General features: G+C 69.5%; 15 protein-coding genes and 1 riboswitch. Of the genes, 10 read left to right on the top strand and 5 right to left on the bottom strand.

The window, feature by feature from the left end:
• Positions 1 to 71 precede the first annotated feature (71 nt).
• Together ccoG and petA are read right to left on the bottom strand one after the other, a co-directional pair.
• Positions 72 to 1,484, bottom strand: a complete 1,413-nt coding sequence (gene ccoG / locus BV908_RS00520; RefSeq protein ID WP_103736876.1) for a cytochrome c oxidase accessory protein CcoG — start codon at positions 1,482 to 1,484, stop codon at positions 72 to 74.
• 43 nt (positions 1,485 to 1,527) lie between these two features.
• On the bottom strand, positions 1,528 to 2,142 hold the full coding sequence (petA, locus tag BV908_RS00515) for a ubiquinol-cytochrome c reductase iron-sulfur subunit (protein ID WP_103736875.1): 615 nt from the start codon (positions 2,140 to 2,142) through the stop codon (positions 1,528 to 1,530).
• A gap of 202 nt (positions 2,143 to 2,344) precedes the next feature.
• Between petA and BV908_RS00510 the strand changes: the two genes are divergently transcribed.
• The 4 genes from BV908_RS00510 (at position 2,345) to BV908_RS00495 (ending at position 9,048) form a co-directional block, all read left to right on the top strand.
• Positions 2,345 to 3,697, top strand: coding sequence for a sigma-54-dependent Fis family transcriptional regulator (locus tag BV908_RS00510; RefSeq protein WP_103736874.1), 1,353 nt, complete (start codon positions 2,345 to 2,347; stop codon positions 3,695 to 3,697).
• Between the two features lie 166 nt (positions 3,698 to 3,863).
• A riboswitch (S-adenosyl-L-homocysteine riboswitch) is annotated at positions 3,864 to 3,985 on the top strand.
• A gap of 30 nt (positions 3,986 to 4,015) precedes the next feature.
• On the top strand, positions 4,016 to 6,805 hold the full coding sequence (gene metH, locus BV908_RS00505) for a methionine synthase (RefSeq protein WP_172751338.1): 2,790 nt from the start codon (positions 4,016 to 4,018) through the stop codon (positions 6,803 to 6,805).
• Between the two features lie 35 nt (positions 6,806 to 6,840).
• Complete coding sequence (locus BV908_RS00500; RefSeq protein ID WP_103736872.1) at positions 6,841 to 8,442, top strand: L,D-transpeptidase family protein; 1,602 nt, start codon at positions 6,841 to 6,843, stop codon at positions 8,440 to 8,442.
• A 33-nt stretch (positions 8,443 to 8,475) separates the two neighbouring features.
• Positions 8,476 to 9,048 (top strand): DUF882 domain-containing protein, encoded by a 573-nt coding sequence (locus tag BV908_RS00495; protein ID WP_012655271.1) that lies wholly within the window; start codon positions 8,476 to 8,478, stop codon positions 9,046 to 9,048.
• Positions 9,049 to 9,117: 69 nt separating this feature from the next.
• Here BV908_RS00495 and BV908_RS00490 read toward each other — a convergent pair whose 3' ends face one another.
• Complete coding sequence (locus BV908_RS00490; protein WP_103736871.1) at positions 9,118 to 9,654, bottom strand: shikimate kinase; 537 nt, start codon at positions 9,652 to 9,654, stop codon at positions 9,118 to 9,120.
• A gap of 131 nt (positions 9,655 to 9,785) precedes the next feature.
• On the opposite strand from BV908_RS00490, the gene BV908_RS00485 reads away from it, so the two are divergent.
• Together BV908_RS00485 and BV908_RS00480 are read left to right on the top strand one after the other, a co-directional pair.
• Positions 9,786 to 10,703: a YihY/virulence factor BrkB family protein gene (locus BV908_RS00485; RefSeq protein ID WP_103736870.1), complete on the top strand. Its 918-nt coding sequence runs from the start codon at positions 9,786 to 9,788 to the stop codon at positions 10,701 to 10,703.
• Positions 10,704 to 10,828: 125 nt separating this feature from the next.
• Entirely contained in the window at positions 10,829 to 11,671 is an 843-nt protein-coding gene (locus tag BV908_RS00480; RefSeq protein ID WP_103737045.1) for a glycine zipper 2TM domain-containing protein, read from the top strand.
• Positions 11,672 to 11,841: 170 nt separating this feature from the next.
• Here BV908_RS00480 and BV908_RS00475 read toward each other — a convergent pair whose 3' ends face one another.
• The gene (locus tag BV908_RS00475) at positions 11,842 to 12,615 is read right to left on the bottom strand and encodes a ferredoxin--NADP reductase (RefSeq protein ID WP_011803622.1); all 774 of its coding nucleotides are present in this window, start codon (positions 12,613 to 12,615) and stop codon (positions 11,842 to 11,844) included.
• Between the two features lie 259 nt (positions 12,616 to 12,874).
• On the opposite strand from BV908_RS00475, the gene BV908_RS00470 reads away from it, so the two are divergent.
• The 4 genes from BV908_RS00470 to BV908_RS00455 all read left to right on the top strand — a co-directional run bounded on the left by BV908_RS00470 (position 12,875) and on the right by BV908_RS00455 (position 17,633).
• Positions 12,875 to 14,062 carry an ABC transporter substrate-binding protein gene (locus BV908_RS00470; RefSeq protein ID WP_103736869.1) on the top strand — a complete coding sequence of 396 codons (1,188 nt, stop codon included), beginning with the start codon at positions 12,875 to 12,877 and terminating at the stop codon, positions 14,060 to 14,062.
• Positions 14,063 to 14,194: 132 nt separating this feature from the next.
• Complete coding sequence (locus tag BV908_RS00465; protein WP_103736868.1) at positions 14,195 to 16,102, top strand: ABC transporter permease; 1,908 nt, start codon at positions 14,195 to 14,197, stop codon at positions 16,100 to 16,102.
• A complete protein-coding gene (locus BV908_RS00460) occupies positions 16,099 to 16,857 on the top strand; it encodes an ABC transporter ATP-binding protein (RefSeq protein WP_103736867.1) in 759 nt (252 codons plus the stop codon). Before BV908_RS00465 ends, BV908_RS00460 begins: the two co-directional genes overlap by 4 nt.
• Complete coding sequence (locus tag BV908_RS00455; RefSeq protein WP_103736866.1) at positions 16,854 to 17,633, top strand: ABC transporter ATP-binding protein; 780 nt, start codon at positions 16,854 to 16,856, stop codon at positions 17,631 to 17,633. The genes BV908_RS00460 and BV908_RS00455 overlap by 4 nt, the downstream gene beginning before the upstream one ends.
• A gap of 30 nt (positions 17,634 to 17,663) precedes the next feature.
• Here the strand turns inward: BV908_RS00455 and BV908_RS00450 are convergent, their stop codons facing one another.
• On the bottom strand, positions 17,664 to 18,581 hold the full coding sequence (locus BV908_RS00450) for a LysR family transcriptional regulator (RefSeq protein ID WP_210433975.1): 918 nt from the start codon (positions 18,579 to 18,581) through the stop codon (positions 17,664 to 17,666).
• Positions 18,582 to 18,653: the final 72 nt, after the last annotated feature.

The following is an 18,653-nucleotide window of genomic DNA, read 5'->3' as shown; positions in this document are numbered from 1 at the left end:
GAAATAAGGAGCTTTCAGCGCTTGATAGAAGGGCGCTGGAAGCTCTTTTGGCTTGTAATGTGCGGCCGCGCCTAGCGCGGCACCAGGAACACGGTCTTTTCCGACACCTGCGCCCGGTCGCCCAGCGCCTGTACGTCCAGGTGCACGGTGTGCGAGCCCGCAGGCGCGGCGCCATAGGGCACCTGCAGCCGCACCGCCACCCAGCGCGACTCGGCGGGGCCGATCTCCACTTCGGGCTCCGAGGCCACCTGCAGCCCCTGCAGGCCGCTGGCCGTGATGCGGTAGCGCTGGGGCTGCTCGGTGGCATTCATGACCTGCACGCGGTAGATGTTCTCCAGTTGCCCACCCGCCACCACGCGCGAGAGCGCGGCGCGGTCGCGCACCACATCCACCTTCAGCGGCGTGCGCGTGACCAGGCTGGCCAGCATGGCCGTGCACAGCGCCAGCAGCACGGCGCTGTAGAACAGCACGCGCGGGCGCAGCACGCGGCGCAGCATCTGTGCGCTGCTCCAGCGGTTTTGCATGCCGTTTTGCGTGGCGTAGCGGATCAACCCGCGCGGGTACTGCACCTTGTCCATCACGGTGTTGCAGGCGTCCACGCACATGCCGCAGCCAATGCACTCGTACTGCAGGCCCTTGCGGATGTCGATGCCCGTGGGGCACACCTGCACGCACAGCGAGCAGTCGATGCAGTCGCCCAGGCCGGCGGCCTTGGCGTCCACCTTCTTGCTGCGCGCGGCGCGCGGCTCGCCGCGCTGGGTGTCGTAGGTGACGATCAGCGTGTCCTTGTCGAACATCGCGCTCTGAAAGCGTGCATACGGGCACATGTACTTGCACACCTGCTCGCGCATGTAGCCCGCAAAGCCATAGGTGGCGAAGCTGTAGAACCCCACCCAGAAGATCTGCCAGGTGCCGTGCAGCGCCAGCAGCTCGCCGCCCAGCTGGCGGATCGGCACGAAGTAGCCCACGAACGTGAATCCGGTCCATAGCGCCACCGTCACCCAGGCGAGCTGCTTGAGCGTCTTGCGCCACAGCTTCTCGAAGGTCCACGGGCCCTTGTCCAGGCGCATGCGCGCGCTGCGGTCGCCTTCGGTCAGGCGCTCCAGCCACAGGAACAGCTCGGTGTACACCGTCTGCGGGCAGGCAAAGCCGCACCACAGCCGCCCCGCCACCGCCGTGAACAGGAACAGCGTCAGCGCCGACATGATGAGCAGGCCGGTGAGGTAGATGAAGTCCTGCGGGTACAGCACCAGGCCGAACAGGTAAAAGCGCCGCGCGCCCAGGTCGAACAGCACCATCTGCCGCTCGCCCCACTGCCACCAGGGCAGGCCGTAGAACACCCCCTGGGTGAGCAGCACCAGCGCCCAGCGCCAGCGCGTGAACACGCCGCCGATGGCGCGCGGGTAGATCTTCTTCTTGGCTTCGTACAGGTCGACGTAGACGTCGCGTTCGGCAGCGGGGGGCTGGGTCTGCGGGGCGGGCATGGAAGGGGCGTGGTTGTGATGGTCTTGGGCGAAGGGCGGTCGATCAGGCGCTGGCGCTGTCCTCGCCGATCAGCAGCCGCGTGGCGCTCAGGAAGCGGTGCGGCGGCACCTCCAGGCTCGTCGGCGCGGGCTTGTTGCGGTACACGCGCCCGGCGTTGTCGAACGTGGAGCCATGGCAGGGGCAGAAGAAGCCCCCGGGCCAGCCCGCGCCCAGGCCGGACTGCGGCGCGCCCGGGGCCACGGCCGTGGGCGAGCAGCCCAGGTGCGTGCAGATGCCGATGGCCACGAAGACCTCCGGCTGGATGGAGCGGTGGGTATTGCGCGCGTAGTCGGGCTGCTGGTCCTTGGCCGATGCGGGGTCGGCCAACTGTGCCTCCAGCCCCTGCAGCGACTGCAGCATCTCCGGCGTGCGCCGCACGATCCAGACGGGTTTGCCGCGCCACTCCACCGTGAGCATGCCGCCCGGCGGCAAGCCGGCGATGTCCACCTCCACGGCTGCGCCCAGGGAGCGTGCGCGTTCGCTGGGCGCCAGGCTGCTGACCAGGGGCACGGCCGCGCCGACGGCGGCCAGCCCCCCGGCGGCGGCCGTGGCGTGGATCAGGGTGCGGCGATCTGCGTCGGGCGCAGCGCAGGTGCACGAGGCGGGCAGGGCAGTCATGGCGATTCCTTCACGATGGGCGCGGCCAAGGGGGCGCGCGCTTGCTTGTCCTGACTCAAGAGCCGTGCCAGCCTGGCCGCGCGGCACTGCGTGCGAAATCCCTATGTGGAACAAAGGCTTACCTCCCCCAAGGAGTCAGCGCTGCCATGGTGGAGGGTAGAAACACTGCCAATGCATGCCATTTGTGACACCATATGTCACCATGGCCGACACTCCTGATCTTTCTCCCACCCCGGCGCAGGTGGCGCAGACCGCGCTGCTTGCCTCCTGGCTGGAGGGGCTGCCCGAGCCGCACATCCTGTTCGACCGCGGCTACCGCATCGTGGCCGCCAACGGCGCCTACCGTCGCCAGTTCGGCCAGGGCGCGCCGGTGGTGGGGCGCACCTGCCATGCGGTCTCGCACCATTCGCCCGTGCCGTGCGACCAGGCGGGCGAGACCTGCCCGCTGGCGCGCTCGCTCTTCAGTGGCCAGCGCGAGCGCGTGCTGCACCTGCACCACACCCCGGCGGGCGAGGAATACGTGCAGATCGAACTGGTGCCGCTGCGCGACGAGGCGGGCCAGCTTCAGTACTTTCTGGAGAAGATGGAGCCGCTGCGCATTGCCCAGGGGCAGCCGGGCGCGCTGGGCATGATCGGGCGCGCGCCCGCGTTCCAGGCCGTGCTGGAGCTGATCGCGCGCGTGGGCCCGTCGCAGGCCAGCGTGCTGCTGCTGGGCGAGTCGGGCACGGGCAAGGAGCTGGCCGCGCGCGCCGTGCACGAGGCCAGCCCGCGCGCGGGGCGGCCGCTGGTGGTGGTGGACTGCGCCAGCCTGCCCGAGACGCTGTTCGAGAGCGAACTGTTCGGCCACGAGCGTGGCGCCTTCACCGGCGCCCATGCCGCACGCGCCGGCCTGGTGGAGGCGGCGCACGGCGGCACGCTGTTCCTGGACGAGGTGGGCGACATCCCGCTCACCATGCAGGTCAAGCTGCTGCGTTTGCTGGAAAGCGGCACCTACCGCCGCGTGGGCCACACCGAGCTGCGCCGCGCGGACATCCGCCTGGTGGCGGCCACCCACCGCGACCTGCGTGCCATGGTGCGCGAGGGGCGGTTTCGCCAGGACCTGTACTACCGCCTGAGCACCTTTCCCATCCAGCTGCCCGCGCTGCGCGAACGCCCGCAGGACATTCCGCTGCTGGCGGAATCGCTCCTGCAGCGCGTGGCCGGGGGGCGGGGCCTGGTGCTTGCGCCCGCGGCGCTGCGCCGGCTGGCGCAGCACCCCTTCCCCGGCAACGTACGCGAGCTGCGCAACGTGCTGGAACGTGCCGCGCTGCTGACCGACGGCGCGGTGGTGACCGCCCATACGATCGAGCGCGCGCTCTCGTTCGATGCGCCCGCGGCGGCGCCGGCCCGCGCTGCGCAGCAGCCCGACCATGCCACCCTGCGTGACATCGAATCCGAGGCCCTGCGCGCAGCGCTGGCGGGGGGGGCCGCGTCGCGTCGCGAATTGGCGCGCGCCCTGGGGGTCAGCACGCGCACGCTGTACCGCAAGCTGCGACTGTTACGGGAGCAGGGCTGATGCTCCTTGTTTGATAGCTTTTAGCGCTTGCTGTGGCTGGCTTGCGGTCTGTTTTTGCTTGAAACAGCCACCGCCCCGTGTAGGGGCCACGTTCTGGGCGCACAGTGCACGCGGGGGTATATCCATATGCCTGCCCCCCAAAGGTGGGCCGCGTAGAATTCGACGCTTTCCCGAGGAGCGCTGCAGCGCCCGCCGGCCGGGGCCGCACAGGCGGCTCGCGCGTGGCGGCGTCAGGCTCGGGCCCACCGCGGCATGCAGCCGTGCGTGTACCAACGGCGCTCACCTGATGTGTCTGTTCTTGTTATCCAGGTGAGCCCCATGCCGTCGTCCGCCCCCGCATCTTCCGTCCCTTCGCACGCCGTGCCGCCCATGCGCCTGTCGGGGCTGGAGCCCGTGTTCATCGGCGAGGGGAGCTTGTTCGTCAACGTGGGCGAGCGCACCAACGTCACCGGCTCCAAGGCGTTCGCGCGCATGATCCTGAACGACCAGTACGAGCAGGCACTGTCGGTGGCGCGCCAGCAGGTGGAAAACGGCGCGCAGATCATCGACGTGAACATGGACGAGGCCATGCTGGACAGCAAGGCCGCGATGGTGCGCTTTCTGAACCTCATCGCCTCCGAGCCCGACATCGCCCGGGTGCCGGTGATGGTGGACAGCTCCAAGTGGGAGGTCATCGAGGCCGGCCTGCGCTGCCTGCAGGGCAAGGGCATCGTCAACTCCATCAGCATGAAGGAGGGCGTGGAGGAGTTCAAGCGCCAGGCCAAGCTGATCCGCCGCTACGGCGCGGCCGCCGTGGTCATGGCCTTCGACGAGAAGGGCCAGGCCGACACCTTCGCACGCAAGACCGAGATCTGCGAGCGCGCCTACCGCATCCTGGTGGACGAGGTGGGCATGGCGCCCGAGGACATCATCTTCGACCCCAACATCTTCGCCATCGCCACGGGCATCGAAGAGCACGCCAACTACGCCGTGGACTTCATCGAGGCCGTGCGCTGGATCAAGCAGCATCTGCCGGGTGCCAAGGTGTCGGGCGGCGTGTCCAACGTGTCGTTCAGCTTCCGCGGCAACGAGCCGGTGCGCGAGGCGATCCACACCGTGTTCCTGTACCACGCCATCAAGGCCGGCATGGACATGGGCATCGTCAACGCGGGCATGGTCGGCGTTTACGACGATCTTGACCCCGAGCTGCGCGAGCGTGTGGAAGACGTGGTGTTGAACCGCCGCCCCGACGCGGCCGAACGCCTGCTGGAGATTGCCGAGGCCGCCAAGGGCGCCGCCAAGGACGACAGCAAGAAGCTGGAGTGGCGCGGCACACCCGAGCACCCGAAAACCGTGGGCGAGCGCCTGTCGCACGCGCTGGTGCACGGCATCACCGACTTCATCGTCGAAGACACCGAAGAGGCCTACCAGCAGATCGTGGTGCAAGGCGGCGGCCGCCCGCTGCACGTGATCGAAGGCCCGCTGATGGACGGCATGAACATCGTGGGCGACCTGTTCGGCGCGGGCAAGATGTTCCTGCCGCAGGTGGTCAAGAGCGCCCGCGTGATGAAGCAGGCCGTGGCCCACCTGATCCCTTACATCGAGGAAGAAAAGCGCCAGCAGGAAGCCGCCGGCCTGGACGTGTCCAGCAAGGGCAAGATCGTCATCGCCACCGTCAAGGGCGACGTGCATGACATCGGCAAGAACATCGTGACCGTCGTCCTGCAGTGCAACAACTTCGAGGTCATCAACATGGGCGTGATGGTGCCCTGCCATGAAATCCTGGCGCGCGCCAAGGCCGAAGGCGCGGACATCATCGGCCTGTCGGGCCTGATCACGCCCAGCCTGGAAGAGATGCAGTACGTGGCCGGCGAGATGGACAAGGACGAGTACTTCCGCATCAAGAAGATTCCATTGCTGATCGGCGGCGCCACCTGCTCGCGCGTGCACACGGCCGTCAAGATCGCGCCGCAGTACCAGGGCCCCGTGGTCTACGTGCCCGATGCCTCGCGCAGCGTGAGCGTGGCGCAGAGCCTGCTGGGCGAGCAAAAGGACAGCTACCTGGCGGAGGTGCAGGCCGACTACGACCATGTGCGCCACCTGCATGCCAACAAGAAGAAGACGCCGGTGTGGCCGCTGGCGCAGTGCCGCGCCAACAAGACGCGCATCGACTGGGCGCATTACCAGCCGCCGGCGCCCAAGTTCATCGGCCGGCGCGTGATCAAGAACATCGACCTGGCCGAGCTGGTGCCCTTCATCGACTGGGCACCGTACTTCCAGACCTGGGACCTGGCTGGCAAGTACCCCGACATCCTGCAGGACGAGGTGGTGGGCGAGGAAGCCACGCGCGTCTTCCGCGACGCACAGGCCATGCTCAAGAAGATCGTGGAGGGCCGCTGGCTCACGGCCCACGCCGTGGTGGGCTTCTGGCCCGCCAACACCGTGCGCGATGACGACATCGAGCTGTATGCCGATGCCGCGCGCGACAAGGTCGTGCTCACCTGGTACGGCCTGCGCCAGCAGGCCGAGAAGCAGCCCGACGCCGAGGGCCGCATGCGCCCCAGCCGCTGCCTGGCCGACTTCATCGCGCCTCGCCCGGAGGGTGGCGCACCCACGCAGGCCGACTACATTGGCGCGTTTGCCGTCACTGCCGGCATCGGCGTGGATGCCAAGGTGGCCGAGTTCATGGCCGACCACGACGACTACAGCGCCATCACCCTCAAGGCCCTGGCCGATCGCCTGGCCGAGGCCGGTGCCGAATGGCTGCACCACCGCGTGCGCACCGACTGGTGGGGCTACCAGGCGGGCGAGCAGCTGTCCAACGACGAACTGATCGCCGAGAAGTACGTGGGCATCCGCCCCGCGCCGGGCTACCCCGCATGCCCCGATCACCGGGTGAAGAAGCCGCTGTTTGCATTGCTGGGCACGGCCGACGTGGACATGGACATTACCGACAGCTACGCCATGACGCCCGCGGCCAGTGTGAGCGGCTTTTACTTCAGCCACCCCGAGAGCACCTACTTCAGCGTCGGCAAGATCGACGATGCGCAGGTGCAGGACATGGCCCAGCGCAGCGGAGTGCCCCTGGCCGAGGTGGAGCGCGCGCTTGCGCCGAATCTGGGTCTATAGCGCCTGGTCGGCGCAGGCCATGCCAAGATCGACCCATGAACCTGCGCCTGCTGACACACCACACTGCCCCCCTGCTGCTGGCGGCCTGGATGCCGCTGGCTGCCTGGGCGAACCCGTCCTGGCTGACGGCTGACGGGCGCCCCCTGCCGGCTGCGCATGAAGCGGTGCGCTGGCTCAACGAAGCCGCAGCCGATGGGCTGGAGCCGGCCGACTATGGCGCGCAGCACCTGAGTGATGCGCTGGCGGCCGCAGCCGCCCGCGGCCTGGATGCCGCCTGCGCCGTGGCGCTCGACCAGGAGCTGACGCAGGCCGTGGAGCGCTACCTGTATGAGCTGCACGGCGGGCGCATCGATCCGGCACGGCTCAACGAGCGCTACGACCACTCCCGCCGCCCCCAGCCCGACCTGCGCGCCGCGCTGCAGACCGCGCTGGCCGACGGCCAGATCCAGCAGGCGCGGGACGCGGCCATCCCCCGCGTGCCCATGTACCCGGCGCTGCGCGCACTGCTGGCGCAGTACCGCGCGATGGGCGCTCACCCTGCCTGGGCGCAGCCGCTGCCCGCGCTGCCGGGCCGCAAGCTCACGCCGGGCCAGCCCTGGGAGGGCCTGGGCGTGCTGGCCGAGCGGCTGGTGGCGCTGGGCGACCTGCCGCCGCAGCCCACGGGCGAGCCGCCCGCAGCGTCCGCGCCGGCGCAATACACCCCCGTGTTGGTCGAGGCCGTCACGGCCTTCCAGCGCCGCCACGGGCTGGAGGCGGACGGGGTGCTGGGCGCGACCACGCTGGCGGCGCTGAATGTGCCCCCGGCCGCACGCGCCGAGCAGATCGCGCTGCAGATGGAGCGCCTGCGCTGGACGCCCGTGCTGCAGGGCCCGCGCATGATCGCCGTGAACGTGCCCGAATACCGCCTGCGTGCCTATGAGTACGCGGGTGGCAGGATCACGCTGCGCCTGTCCATGGCGGTCATCGTCGGCAAGGCGCTGGATACGCGCACGCCGCTGTTCGATGAGGACATGCAGTCCATCGAATTCAGTCCGTACTGGAACATCCCGCCGTCCATCGCCCGCGGCGAAATCGTGCCGCGCCTGCGCCGCGACCCGGGCTACCTGGCACGGCAGGGCATGGAGTTCGTCAGCGCGGCGGGCGTGAGCACCGACGCCACACCCGAGATGCTGGGCGCCGTGCTGGCAGGCCAGGCGCGCATACGCCAGCGCCCGGGGCCGCTGAACGCGCTGGGCGATATCAAGTTCGTGCTGCCCAACAACGACAACATCTACCTGCACCACACCTCGGCGCCCACGCTGTTCGGCCGCAGCCGGCGCGACCTGAGCCACGGCTGCGTGCGTGTCGAGGAGCCGGTGGCGCTCGCCCAGTTCGTGTTGCAGGACGATCCCACCTGGACCGTGGAGCGCATCCGTGCGGCCATGGCGCAGCCCAAGCCTGTGTTCGTACGGCTGCCGCATCCGGTGCCGGTCATCATCACGCACATCACCGTGGTGGTGCAGGACGGCCGTCCGCACTTCTATGGCGACCTGTACGGCCATGACCGCAAGCTCGCCAGCCTGCTGCGCCAGCATTCGGCAAAACCCTACGATGCGGTCCGCGCGGGTAGTGCTGCCGGGGTGATCGGTCCAAAATAGCGCGTTTTTTCGCTTTTTCGAGGTTTTTCGCGCATGGCTCCACCGCACAACCCCCACCGCCGTCTATTCCTGGGGCGCGGCGCCGCCGTCGCACACGCCGCTGCGGCCGCGGTGCTGCTGCCCAAGGCGGCGTTGGCGTCGCTCAGCGAAGAGCAGGACCTTGCGCGGCGCCTGGCCTTCAACCACCTGCACACCCATGAGCGGCTGGCGCTGGTCTACGCCCAGGGCGAACAGTTCATTCCCGCGGCGCTGCCCACGCTCAACCACTTCCTGCGCGACCACTACAGCGGCGACGTCGGCGTGATGGACCCGGACCTGTTCCACCTGCTGCACCGCGTGCGGCAGACGCTGCAGACGCAGCAGCCGTTCGAGGTGATCTCCGGCTACCGCAGCCCCCACACCAACGAGACGCTGCGCACCACGCGCGGCGGCGGTGTGGCGCGGCGCAGCCTGCACATGGACGGCAAGGCCATCGACGTGCGCCTGCCCGGCGTGTCCCTGAGCGACCTGCGCGACGCCGCCATCTCCCTGCGGGCGGGCGGCGTGGGCTACTACGCCCGGGAGCAGTTCGTGCACATCGACACCGGACGTGTGCGCAGCTGGTAAGCCTCTGCGCCGCAAGAGAACCAAGGCCCCGCATGCGGGGCCTTTTTCATGTCTGAGGAAGGGCGCTTGCTACACCGGGTCGCCCGGCGCCGCCATCTCCAGCTGCATCATGATCATGTTGACCAGCGTGTGCACCGTGGGCCGGCCGGTCTCGATGACGTAGTGCGCGGCCTCGCGGTACAGCGGGTCCCGCGCACGGTAGAGGTCGCGCAGGCGGGCCAGCGGGTCGTCCACCTGCAGCAGGGGACGCGTGCGGTCGTGCTTGATGCGCTTGAAGATCTCGTCGGGCGAAGCGCGCAGGTACATCACATGGGGAAAGCTGCGGCGCAGCGTGGCGCGGTTGTCCTCGCGCAGCACGGCGCCGCCGCCGGTGGACAGCACCATGCCGCCGGGCTGGGCGGCCAGCTCGGCCAGCAGCGCAGCCTCGTGGTCGCGAAAGGCCACTTCGCCATGCTGGTCGAAATAGTCGCGGATGCTGGTGCCCAGCCACTGCTCCAGCCGCTGGTCCAGGTCCACGAAGGGAAGCCCCAGACGGCGGGCGAGCTGGCGGCCCACCGTGGATTTGCCCGAGCCCGGCATGCCGACCAGGGCGCAACGCGTTTGCATGCTTGTCTGTCGTGGTGAGTGAAGACTGGGAAGTGTAAGAGCGTCCACCTGGTCCGTGCGGCAGCCGGTGCGCGGCCGGCTATCGGCTTGCGCCGACAGGGGGCCGGGCCCGCACTGTTCACAATCGGGCCATGCCACTGTCCCTGCAGAGCCTCAAATCTTTTGCCCAGCCACTGCTGCAGCGGGTGTTGCAGCCCATTGCGCCGCTGGTGCGCGCCGTGCAGATGTGGCTGGACGCCGACGGCCTGCGCATGAGCGCGGCGATGTCGTTCTACGGCATGCTGAGCCTGGCGCCGCTGTTGCTGCTGCTGGTGGGGGTGCTCGGGTGGTGGATCGACCAGGCCTACCTGGAGAGCAACCTCATCGCCCAGGTGCGCGGGGTGATGGGCGAGCGCGGCGCCGAGGTGGTGCGCCTGGCGCTGGCCAGCGCGCAGGAGCCGGCCGAGGGGCGCCTCGCGTCGGTGGCCGGCTTCGTGCTGCTGCTGTCCGGCGCGACGGGGGTGTTCGTGGAGCTGCAGAGCGCGCTGGAGCGGCTGTGGGCACACGGCCAGCCCGCGCCCGAGCGCAAGGCGTGGTGGCGCATGGCCTCCCTGCGCCTGCGAGGCCTGGCCTATGTGCTGGCCATCGGTTTTCTGCTGCTGGTGTCGCTGGTGTTGTCCACGGCCATCAACGTGCTGGCCACCTGGGCCAGCGCGCGGCTGCCGTTCGGCTCGGGCACGCTGCTGCAGATCGTCAATGAGGCCGTTGCCTTCGCCGTGGCGGTGGCGCTGTTCTTGGGGCTGATGCGCATCGGCAGCGGCCCCAAGCCGCCCACGCATTGCCTGGTATTCGGCGCGGTGGTGGGCGCCACGCTGTTCACGGTGGGCAAGCAGTTGCTGGCGCTGTACCTGTCCACCGCGGCGGTGGTGTCGGCCTATGGCGCTGCGGGCTCGCTGGTGGTGCTGCTGATGTGGATCTACTTTTCGTCCGCGGTGCTGCTGTTCTCGGCCGCCAGCGCGCGGGCGCTGCACGAAACGCGTACCGCCGCCCCCGCGCCGGCGGGGCGTTGACCGCTGATTACGTCCGTTACGCCGCGCGCGGTTTTGTGAAGCAGGGCCGGCGTTAGCCTTGGCGCCGGTGCCGTGGCGGCTGCATGCGCAGCCCGCGGCTTTTCCTCTGGCAACCGGACGAGCACATGCATTCCACCTCTGCTTCCCCTGCCGCGACCCCGTCCGCGGCTTCGCTCAAATGGCTGTGGGCCGCCGTGGGCGTGCTGGGCGTGAGTGTGCTGGCCCTGGGCGGCACGCTGCTGGCGCAGAACTTGCGCGGCGGTCCGCCTGCTGGCGACTCCGCGGCCGGCGGACCGGCCGCCACGCTGGCAGCCACCGCGCCGCGCACGCCCGAGGCGGAAGTGTTGAATGAAAAAGCGCCTCCAGCCCAGTCGCGGCAAGCGATGGCAGCTCTCGATTCAGGAGCAAATCCCACAGCCCGGCGCGCAGCAGCGCCGCCTTCTCCACAGGCGTATCCACAGGACGACCCACAGACGTATGCACAGGGCTATCCACAGCCGGGGGCATCGCCCTCGCCAGTGCCAACCCAGCGCGGCGAACCGCTGCAGCGGGCCGTGGCGCAGCGCAGTGCGGCGCCGGTGTGTGCCACCTGCGGGCGGGTGGAGTCGGTGCGCGCTGTCGAGCAGGCCGCGCCGGCCACGGGCGTGGGCGCGGTGGCCGGCGGTGTGCTGGGGGGCGTGCTGGGCAACCAGATCGGCAAGGGGTCGGGCCGCACCGCGGCCACGGTGCTGGGCGCCGTGGGCGGCGGCTACGTGGGCCACAAGGTGGAGCAGCGCGCCCGTACCACCACGGTCTACCAGATGCGCGTGCGCATGGATGACGGTTCGGTGCGCAGTTTCACGCGCGCCCAGCCGCTGGCCGAGGGCACGGCCGTGCGCGTGCAGGGCAAGAGCCTGCGCGTGGACACTGGGGCCGATGCCGACCGCGCGGGCGTGGAGCCGGTGCGCGTAGTGGACCGGGGCTATTGAGCGCAGGGGCCTGCGCTTGACGAGAGTGGCTACCCAGGTGCTACGAAAATAAAAGCGGCCTGCGCTTGCGGGCAGGCCGTTTTGAGGGGGGATTGGCGTTGGATCGCCGGTGGGCAAGCGCCAATAGCTCCTATTTTGCTAGCAAATCGACGCGGCGAGGGCCGCGTGCGTCACTTCTCCACGAAGGCGCGCTCGATCACGAAGTCGCCGGGGCGCGTGGTGTTGCCTTCCTCGAAGTCGCGCTTTTCCAGCAGTTCCTTGAGCGAGGCCAGCATCTCCGGGCTGCCGCAGAGCATCACGCGGTCTTCCAGCGGGTTGAGCTCGGGCAGGCCCAGGTCGGCGGCCAGCTTGCCGCTGTCGATCAGGTTGGGCATGCGGCCCTGGTTGCGGAAGGGCTCGCGCGTGACCGTGGGGTAGTACTTGAGCTGCTTGGTGATCAGCTCGCCCAGGAACTCATGCTGGGGCAGTTCCTTGGTGATGTAGTCGTGGTAGGCCAGCTCGGCCACCTGGCGCACGCCGTGGATCAGGATCACCTGCTCGAACTTCTCGTACGTCTCGGGGTCGCGGATCACGCTCAGGAACGGCGCCAGGCCCGTGCCTGTGGACATCAGGTACAGCCGCTTGGCGGGCAACAGGTAGTCGATGAGCAGCGTGCCCGTGGGCTTCTTGCCCACGATGATGGAGTCGCCCACCTGGATGTGCTGCAGGCGCGAGGTCAGCGGGCCGTCGGGCACCTTGATGGAGAGGAACTCCAGGTGCTCCTCGTAGTTGGCGCTGACGATGCTGTAGGCGCGCAGCAGCGGCTTGCCGTCCACCTTCAGGCCGATCATGGTGAAGTGGCCGTTGGAGAACCGCAGCGCCGGGTCACGCGTGGTGGTGAAGGAGAACAGGCGGTCGGTCCAGTGGTGTACGGTCAGTACACGCTCTTCGTGAAATGCGCTCATGGATGGGTGCCAGAAAAATGAACGAAAACAGGGCGAACGGGAGCCGTGGGGGCAGGGCCGGTGGCGTTAGTGTCGCGGCTTTGATATGCGCTCTCGGCATAAGCCGACATTTGCGCTGTGTCCACGGCACCCGTCAAGCATCGCGTGCGGGCGTTGGCTGCCCCCTGCCATGCGGGCAAACCCGCACATTGTCGGACAAACTCGTGGCAGCGGTACAGTTGCGTTGCCCGGAAGCTGACCTGTGGCAAAGGATTCGACCATGCACAAGCCCTTCACCCCCCTGCTCGCCCTGCTGTTTGCGGGTGGCGCCTATGCGCAGGAGGCCTACACGATCGGGGAGATCAACAGCTACAAGGCCCAGCCCGCCTTTCTGGAGCCCTACAAGAAGGGCATGGAACTGGCGGTCGAGCAGATCAATGCGGCCGGCGGCATCCTGGGCAAGCAGCTGCGGCTGGTCACGCGCGACGACAACGCCACCCCCGGCGACGCGGTGCGCGCGGCCGAGGAACTGATCGCGCGCGAGAAGGTGGATGTGCTCATGGGCAGCTTTCTGTCGCACGTGGGCCTGGCGCTGACCGACTTCGCGCAGCAAAAGAAGCGTTTCTTCCTGGCGGCCGAACCGCTCACCGACAAGATCGTGTGGGAGCACGGCAACCGCTACACCTTCCGCCTGCGCCCCTCCACCTACATGCAGGTGGCCATGCTGGTGCCCGAAGCCGTGGCGCTGAAGAAAAAGCGCTGGGCCATCGTCTATCCCAACTACGAGTACGGCCAGTCGGCCGTGGCCACCTTCAAGCAGCTGCTCAAGGCCGCGCAGCCGGACGTGGAGTTCGTTGCCGAGCAGGCCACGCCGCTGGGCAAGGTGGATGCCGGCAGCGTGGCCCAGGCGCTGGAAGACGCCAAGCCCGATGCGATCTTCAACGTGCTGTTCGCCGCCGACCTCGCCAAATTCGTGCGCGAGGGCAACACCCGCGGGCTGTTCGCGGGCCGCAGCGTGGTGAGCCTGCTGTCGGGCGAGCCGGAATACCTGGACACGCTCAAGAGCGAGACGCCCGAGGGCTGGATCGTCACCGGCTACCCCTGGTATGCCATCCAGACCCCCGAGCACAAGGCCTTTCTGGACGCCTACATGAAGCGTTTCAAGGACTACCCGCGCGCGGGCTCGGTGGTGGGCTACAACGCCGTCCAGTCGGTTGCGGCGGGGCTGGCCAAGGCTGGATCGGCCGACACCGAGAAACTCATCACCGCCTTCCGCGGCCTGCAGGTGGCCACGCCGTTCGGTCCCATCACCTACCGCACGCAGGACCACCAATCCACCATGGGTGCCTACGTGGGCAAGACCGCGCTGCGCATGGGCAAGGGTGTGATGGTGGACTTCACCTACCGCGACGGCGCCAAGTACCAGCCCAGCGACGCCGAGGTGAAGCGGCTGCGCAAGGACGAGTGACCGCCGGACTCTGCGCCGGCGCCCTTCCCGTGGGGGAACGCGCGGCCGCTACCGCGGGGCGACCCGGGCGCGACGGCTGCGGGCTTCAACCGCGCGGGCTGCGGTGGCCCTGTGCGGCATTGGACGACTGACATGGATGTTTCGGGGCTGCTGGCCCAACTGCTCAATGGCCTGGCGGGCGCTTCCACGTTGTTCCTCGTGGCGGCGGGGCTGTCGCTGATCTTTGGGGTGATGCGCATCGTCAACTTCGCGCACGGCTCGTTTTACATGCTGGGCCTGTACCTGGCCTATGCCCTGGTGGAGCGTCTGGGCGAGGCCCTCGGCTTCTGGCCTGCGCTGCTGCTGGCTCCGCTGGCCGTGGGCCTGCTGGGCGCGGCGGTGGAGGTGCTGCTGCTGCGCCGCATCTACCGCGCACCCGAACTGTTGCAGCTCCTGGCCACCTTCGCCTTGGTGCTGGTGATCAAGGACGCGGCGCTGTGGCTCTGGGGGCCGCAGGAGCTGTTCGGCCCGCGCGCGCCGGGCCTGGAGGGCGCGGTGGACCTGCTGGGCCGGCGCTTCCCGGCCTACGACCTGTTCCTCATCGCCGTGGGGCCGCTGGTGCTGGTGCTGCTCACGCTGCTGCTCACGCGCACGCGCTGGGGCACGCTGGTGCGCGCCGCCACGCAGGACCGTGAGATGGTCGGTGCGCTGGGCGTGAACCAGGCCTGGCTGTTCACCAGCGTGTTCGCGCTGGGGGCCCTGCTGGCAGGCCTGGGCGGCGCGCTGCAGCTGCCGCGCGAGCCTGCCAGCCTGGAACTGGACATGCTCACCATCGGCGCAGCCTTCGTGGTGGTGGTGGTGGGCGGCATGGGCTCGCTGCCCGGCGCCTTCGTGGCGGCGCTGGTGATTGCCGAGCTCAAGGCCGTGTGCATCTGGCTGGGCGTGGTCGAGGTCGCGGGGGTGGAGGTGGCCTTTCCCCAGCTCACGCTCGTGGTGGAATTCCTGGTGATGGCGGCCGTGCTCATCTGGCGGCCCTGGGGCCTCATGGGCCGCCCGCAGGCCGTGGCGCGTGGCGTGGGAACGCCCGAGGCGCCGCTGCGCCGGGCGGGGCAGGGCGCCACGGCCGCCTGGTGCGCGTTGGTGCTGGCCCTGGCGCTGCTGCCGCTGGCGGTGGAGCCGGGCAGCTACGCCACCGTGTTGCTGACCGACATCGCGATTGCCGCGCTGTTCGCCGCCAGCCTGCATTGCATCCTGGGGCCGGGCGGGCTGCATTCGTTTGGCCATGCGGCGTACTTCGGCCTGGGCGCCTACGGCGCGGCGCTGCTGGTGCGCTGGCTGGACTGGCCCATGGGCACGGCGCTGCTGCTGGGGCCGCTGGTGGCGGCGGCGGGCGCGCTGGTGTACGGCTGGTTCTGCGTGCGCCTGTCGGGCGTGTCGCTCACCATGCTGACGCTGGCGTTCGCACAGATCACCTGGGCCATCGCCTACCAGTGGGACGGGTTCACCGGCGGCAGCAATGGCATCACCGGCGTCTGGCCGCCGCAGTGGGCCGCGCAGGGCGCGGGCTTCTATTGGTTGGTGCTGGCGCTGGCTGTGGCGGGCATCTACCTGCTGCGGCGCATGCTGTTTGCGCCGTTGGGCTGGGCGCTGCGCGCGGCGCGCGACTCGGCGCTGCGGGCCGACGCCATTGGCATCGACGTGCGCGGCGTGCAGTGGGCCGCCTTCGTGGTGGCGGGGCTGCTGGCCGGTCTGGCGGGGGCGCTGTACGTGTTCTCCAAAGGCAGCGTGGCGCCCGATGCGCTGGGCGTGTCGCGCTCGGTGGACGGGCTGGTGATGGTGCTGCTGGGCGGCATGCAGCAGCTGGCCGGGCCGGTGGTGGGCGCGGGTGTGTTCACCTGGCTGCACGACACCGTGGCGCGCAGTACCGACTACTGGCGCGCGCTGCTGGGCGGCATCATGCTGTTGCTGGTGCTGCTGTTTCCTCAAGGAATTTCGGGGTTTGCGCAGATGTGGCAAGCGCGAGCAGCTATCAAAAACAAAGCGCAGGAGGGCGCGCCATGAGCCTGCTGCAGGTCCAGGGGCTGCGCAAGTCCTTCGGCGGCGTGCAGGCCGTGCAGGGCGTGTCGTTCGCACTGCAGGCCGGCGAGCTGCTGGCGCTGATCGGCCCCAACGGCGCGGGCAAGAGCACCACCTTCAACATGGTGGGCGGGCAGCTCCTGCCCGATGCGGGGCGCGTGCTGCTGCAGGGCCAGGACATCACCGGCCTGGCGCCACGCGCCGTCTGGCGGCACGGTGTGGGGCGCACCTTCCAGATCGCGCAGACCTTCGCCAGCTTCACCGTGCTGCAGAACGTGCAGATGGCGCTGCTGTCGCACGACCGGCACGCCTGGCGCTGGTGGCGCCGTGCCGATGCGCACCGCCCGCAGGATGCCCTGGCGCTGCTGGAGCAGGTGGGCATGGCTGCCCAGGCGCAGCGCCCGTGCAGCGCGCTGGCCTACGGCGACGTCAAGCGCGTGGAGCTGGCCATGGCGCTGGCGCACGCCCCGGCGCTGCTGCTGATGGACGAGCCCACCGCCGGCATGGCGCCGGCCGAGCGCCTGGCGCTCATGCAGCTGGTGCAGCGCATCGCGCGCGAGCGGCGCATGGGCGTGCTGTTCACCGAGCACAGCATGGACGTGGTCTTCGGCCTGGCCGACCGCGTGGCCGTGCTGGTGCGCGGCCAGCTGCTGGCCGAGGGCACGCCGCAGCAGATCCAGGACGACGCGCGGGTGCAGGCCGCCTACCTGGGCACGGGGCTGGCGCTGGAGTCGGCATGAACAATCAAAACGATAGCGCCTCGCGCTTGCCAGACAAGGCTTTGGTGGCAAAAACACCCTTGCTGGAGGTGGCGGGCCTGCACGCCTGGTACGGCGCCGCCCACATCCTGCACGGCGTATCGCTGAACGTGGGGCACGGCGAGGTGGTGGCCCTGATGGGGCGCAACGGCGCGGGCAAGTCCACCACGCTCAAGGGCATTGCCGGCCTGCTGGAGCGGCGCAGCGGGCGCATCGAGTTCCTGGGCCAGCGCATCGACCGGCAGCCGCCGCACGCCATCGCGCGGCGCGGCCTGGGCTACGTGCCCGAGGACCGGCGCATCTTCACCGACCTCACGGTGCTGGAGAACCTGGAGGTGGGCCGCCAGAAGCCCCGCCACTGGCCGGACGGCACGCCCGCGCCGCTGTGGACGCCCGAGCGGCTGTTCACGCTGTTCCCCAACCTGGGCGAAATGCCCGACCGCCCCGGCGGGCGCATGAGCGGCGGAGAGCAGCAGATGCTGACCGTGGCGCGCACCCTCATGGGCCAGCCGCTGCTGGTGCTGCTGGACGAGCCCTCGGAGGGCGTGGCGCCGGTCATCGTGCAGCAGATGGCGCGCACCATCCGCGCGCTGAAGGCGCAGGGCATCGGCATCCTGCTGAGCGAACAGAACCTGCCCTTCGCCGAGGCCGTGGCCGACCGCGCCTGCGTGCTGGAGCAGGGCCGCATCGTGTACAGCGCCGGGATGGCGCAGCTGGCGGGCGACGCCGCGGCGCGGCGGCAGTACCTGGGCGTGTAGCGGCCCAGGGACACGTGGGGGCCAGGCCGTTCAGGCGGCGGCCACCTGCGCCAGATGCTCCGCCACCACCTGCGCCAGCCAGTCCATCACCGTGCGCACGCGCCGCGGCAGGTTGCGGCGGTTGGCGTACATCAGCGTGAGCGGCATCGGCGGGGCGGCCAGTTGCGGCAGCACTTCGACCAGATCGCCGCGCGCCAGCAGGTCCACCACGCCCAGATGCGGCACCTGGATCAGGCCCAGCCCCGCCAGGCAGCCGGCCATGTAGGCCTCGGCATTGTTCACCGTGAGGGCGCCCTGCATGGGGGTGAGCACGAGTGCGCCATCCACCACGGCCTCGAAGCCTGCAGAGCGGGCGCCCAGCGTGTTCACGAAATGCACCAGCCGGTGGCCCGGCAGGTCGGCGAGCGAGCGTGGCGTGCCATGCGCGCGCAGATAGGCCGGGCTGGCGCAGTTGACCAGCCGCACCAGCCCCAGCGGGCGCGCGACCAGGCTGCTGTCCACCACGGCGCCCGTGCGCAGCACGCAGTCGAAGCCCTCGCGCACCACGTCCACGCGGCGCTCGGTGCTGCTCAGCTCCACCTCCAGACCGGGGTGGCGCGCCAGCAGTTCGGGCAGGCGGGGCACCACCACGTTGCGCGCCATGCCGGTGGACATGTCGATGCGCACGCGTCCTTTCAGGCCGGCGCCGCCGGGGTGCTGGAACATGGACTGCAGCTCGTCCACGTCCGCCAGCAGATCCTTGCACCGCTCGTAATAGGCCTGCCCGTCCTGCGTGAGCTGGACGCGCCGGGTGGTGCGGTGCAGCAGGCGCGTGCCAAGCTGGGTTTCGAGCTGCTGCACGGCGGTGGAGGCGCTGGCTTTGGGGATGCCCAGCGCTTCGGCGGCCTGCGTGAAGCTGGCCAGCTCGGCCACGCGGACGAAGATGTGCATGCGGTCAAACGGGCTCATTGTTCGTATCCAAAGAACGATGCGATCAATTTTCAGTATTTATGGATGCAGCGCGGATCAATAGAGTCCGCT

Origin of the sequence: Diaphorobacter sp. LR2014-1, assembly GCF_002916785.1 — a bacterium.
GTDB classification, from domain to species: Bacteria; Pseudomonadota; Gammaproteobacteria; order Burkholderiales; family Burkholderiaceae_C; genus Diaphorobacter; species Diaphorobacter nitroreducens.
Note: the sequence above shows the minus strand (reverse complement) of the source record. Positions and strands in the feature narration are given on the sequence as shown.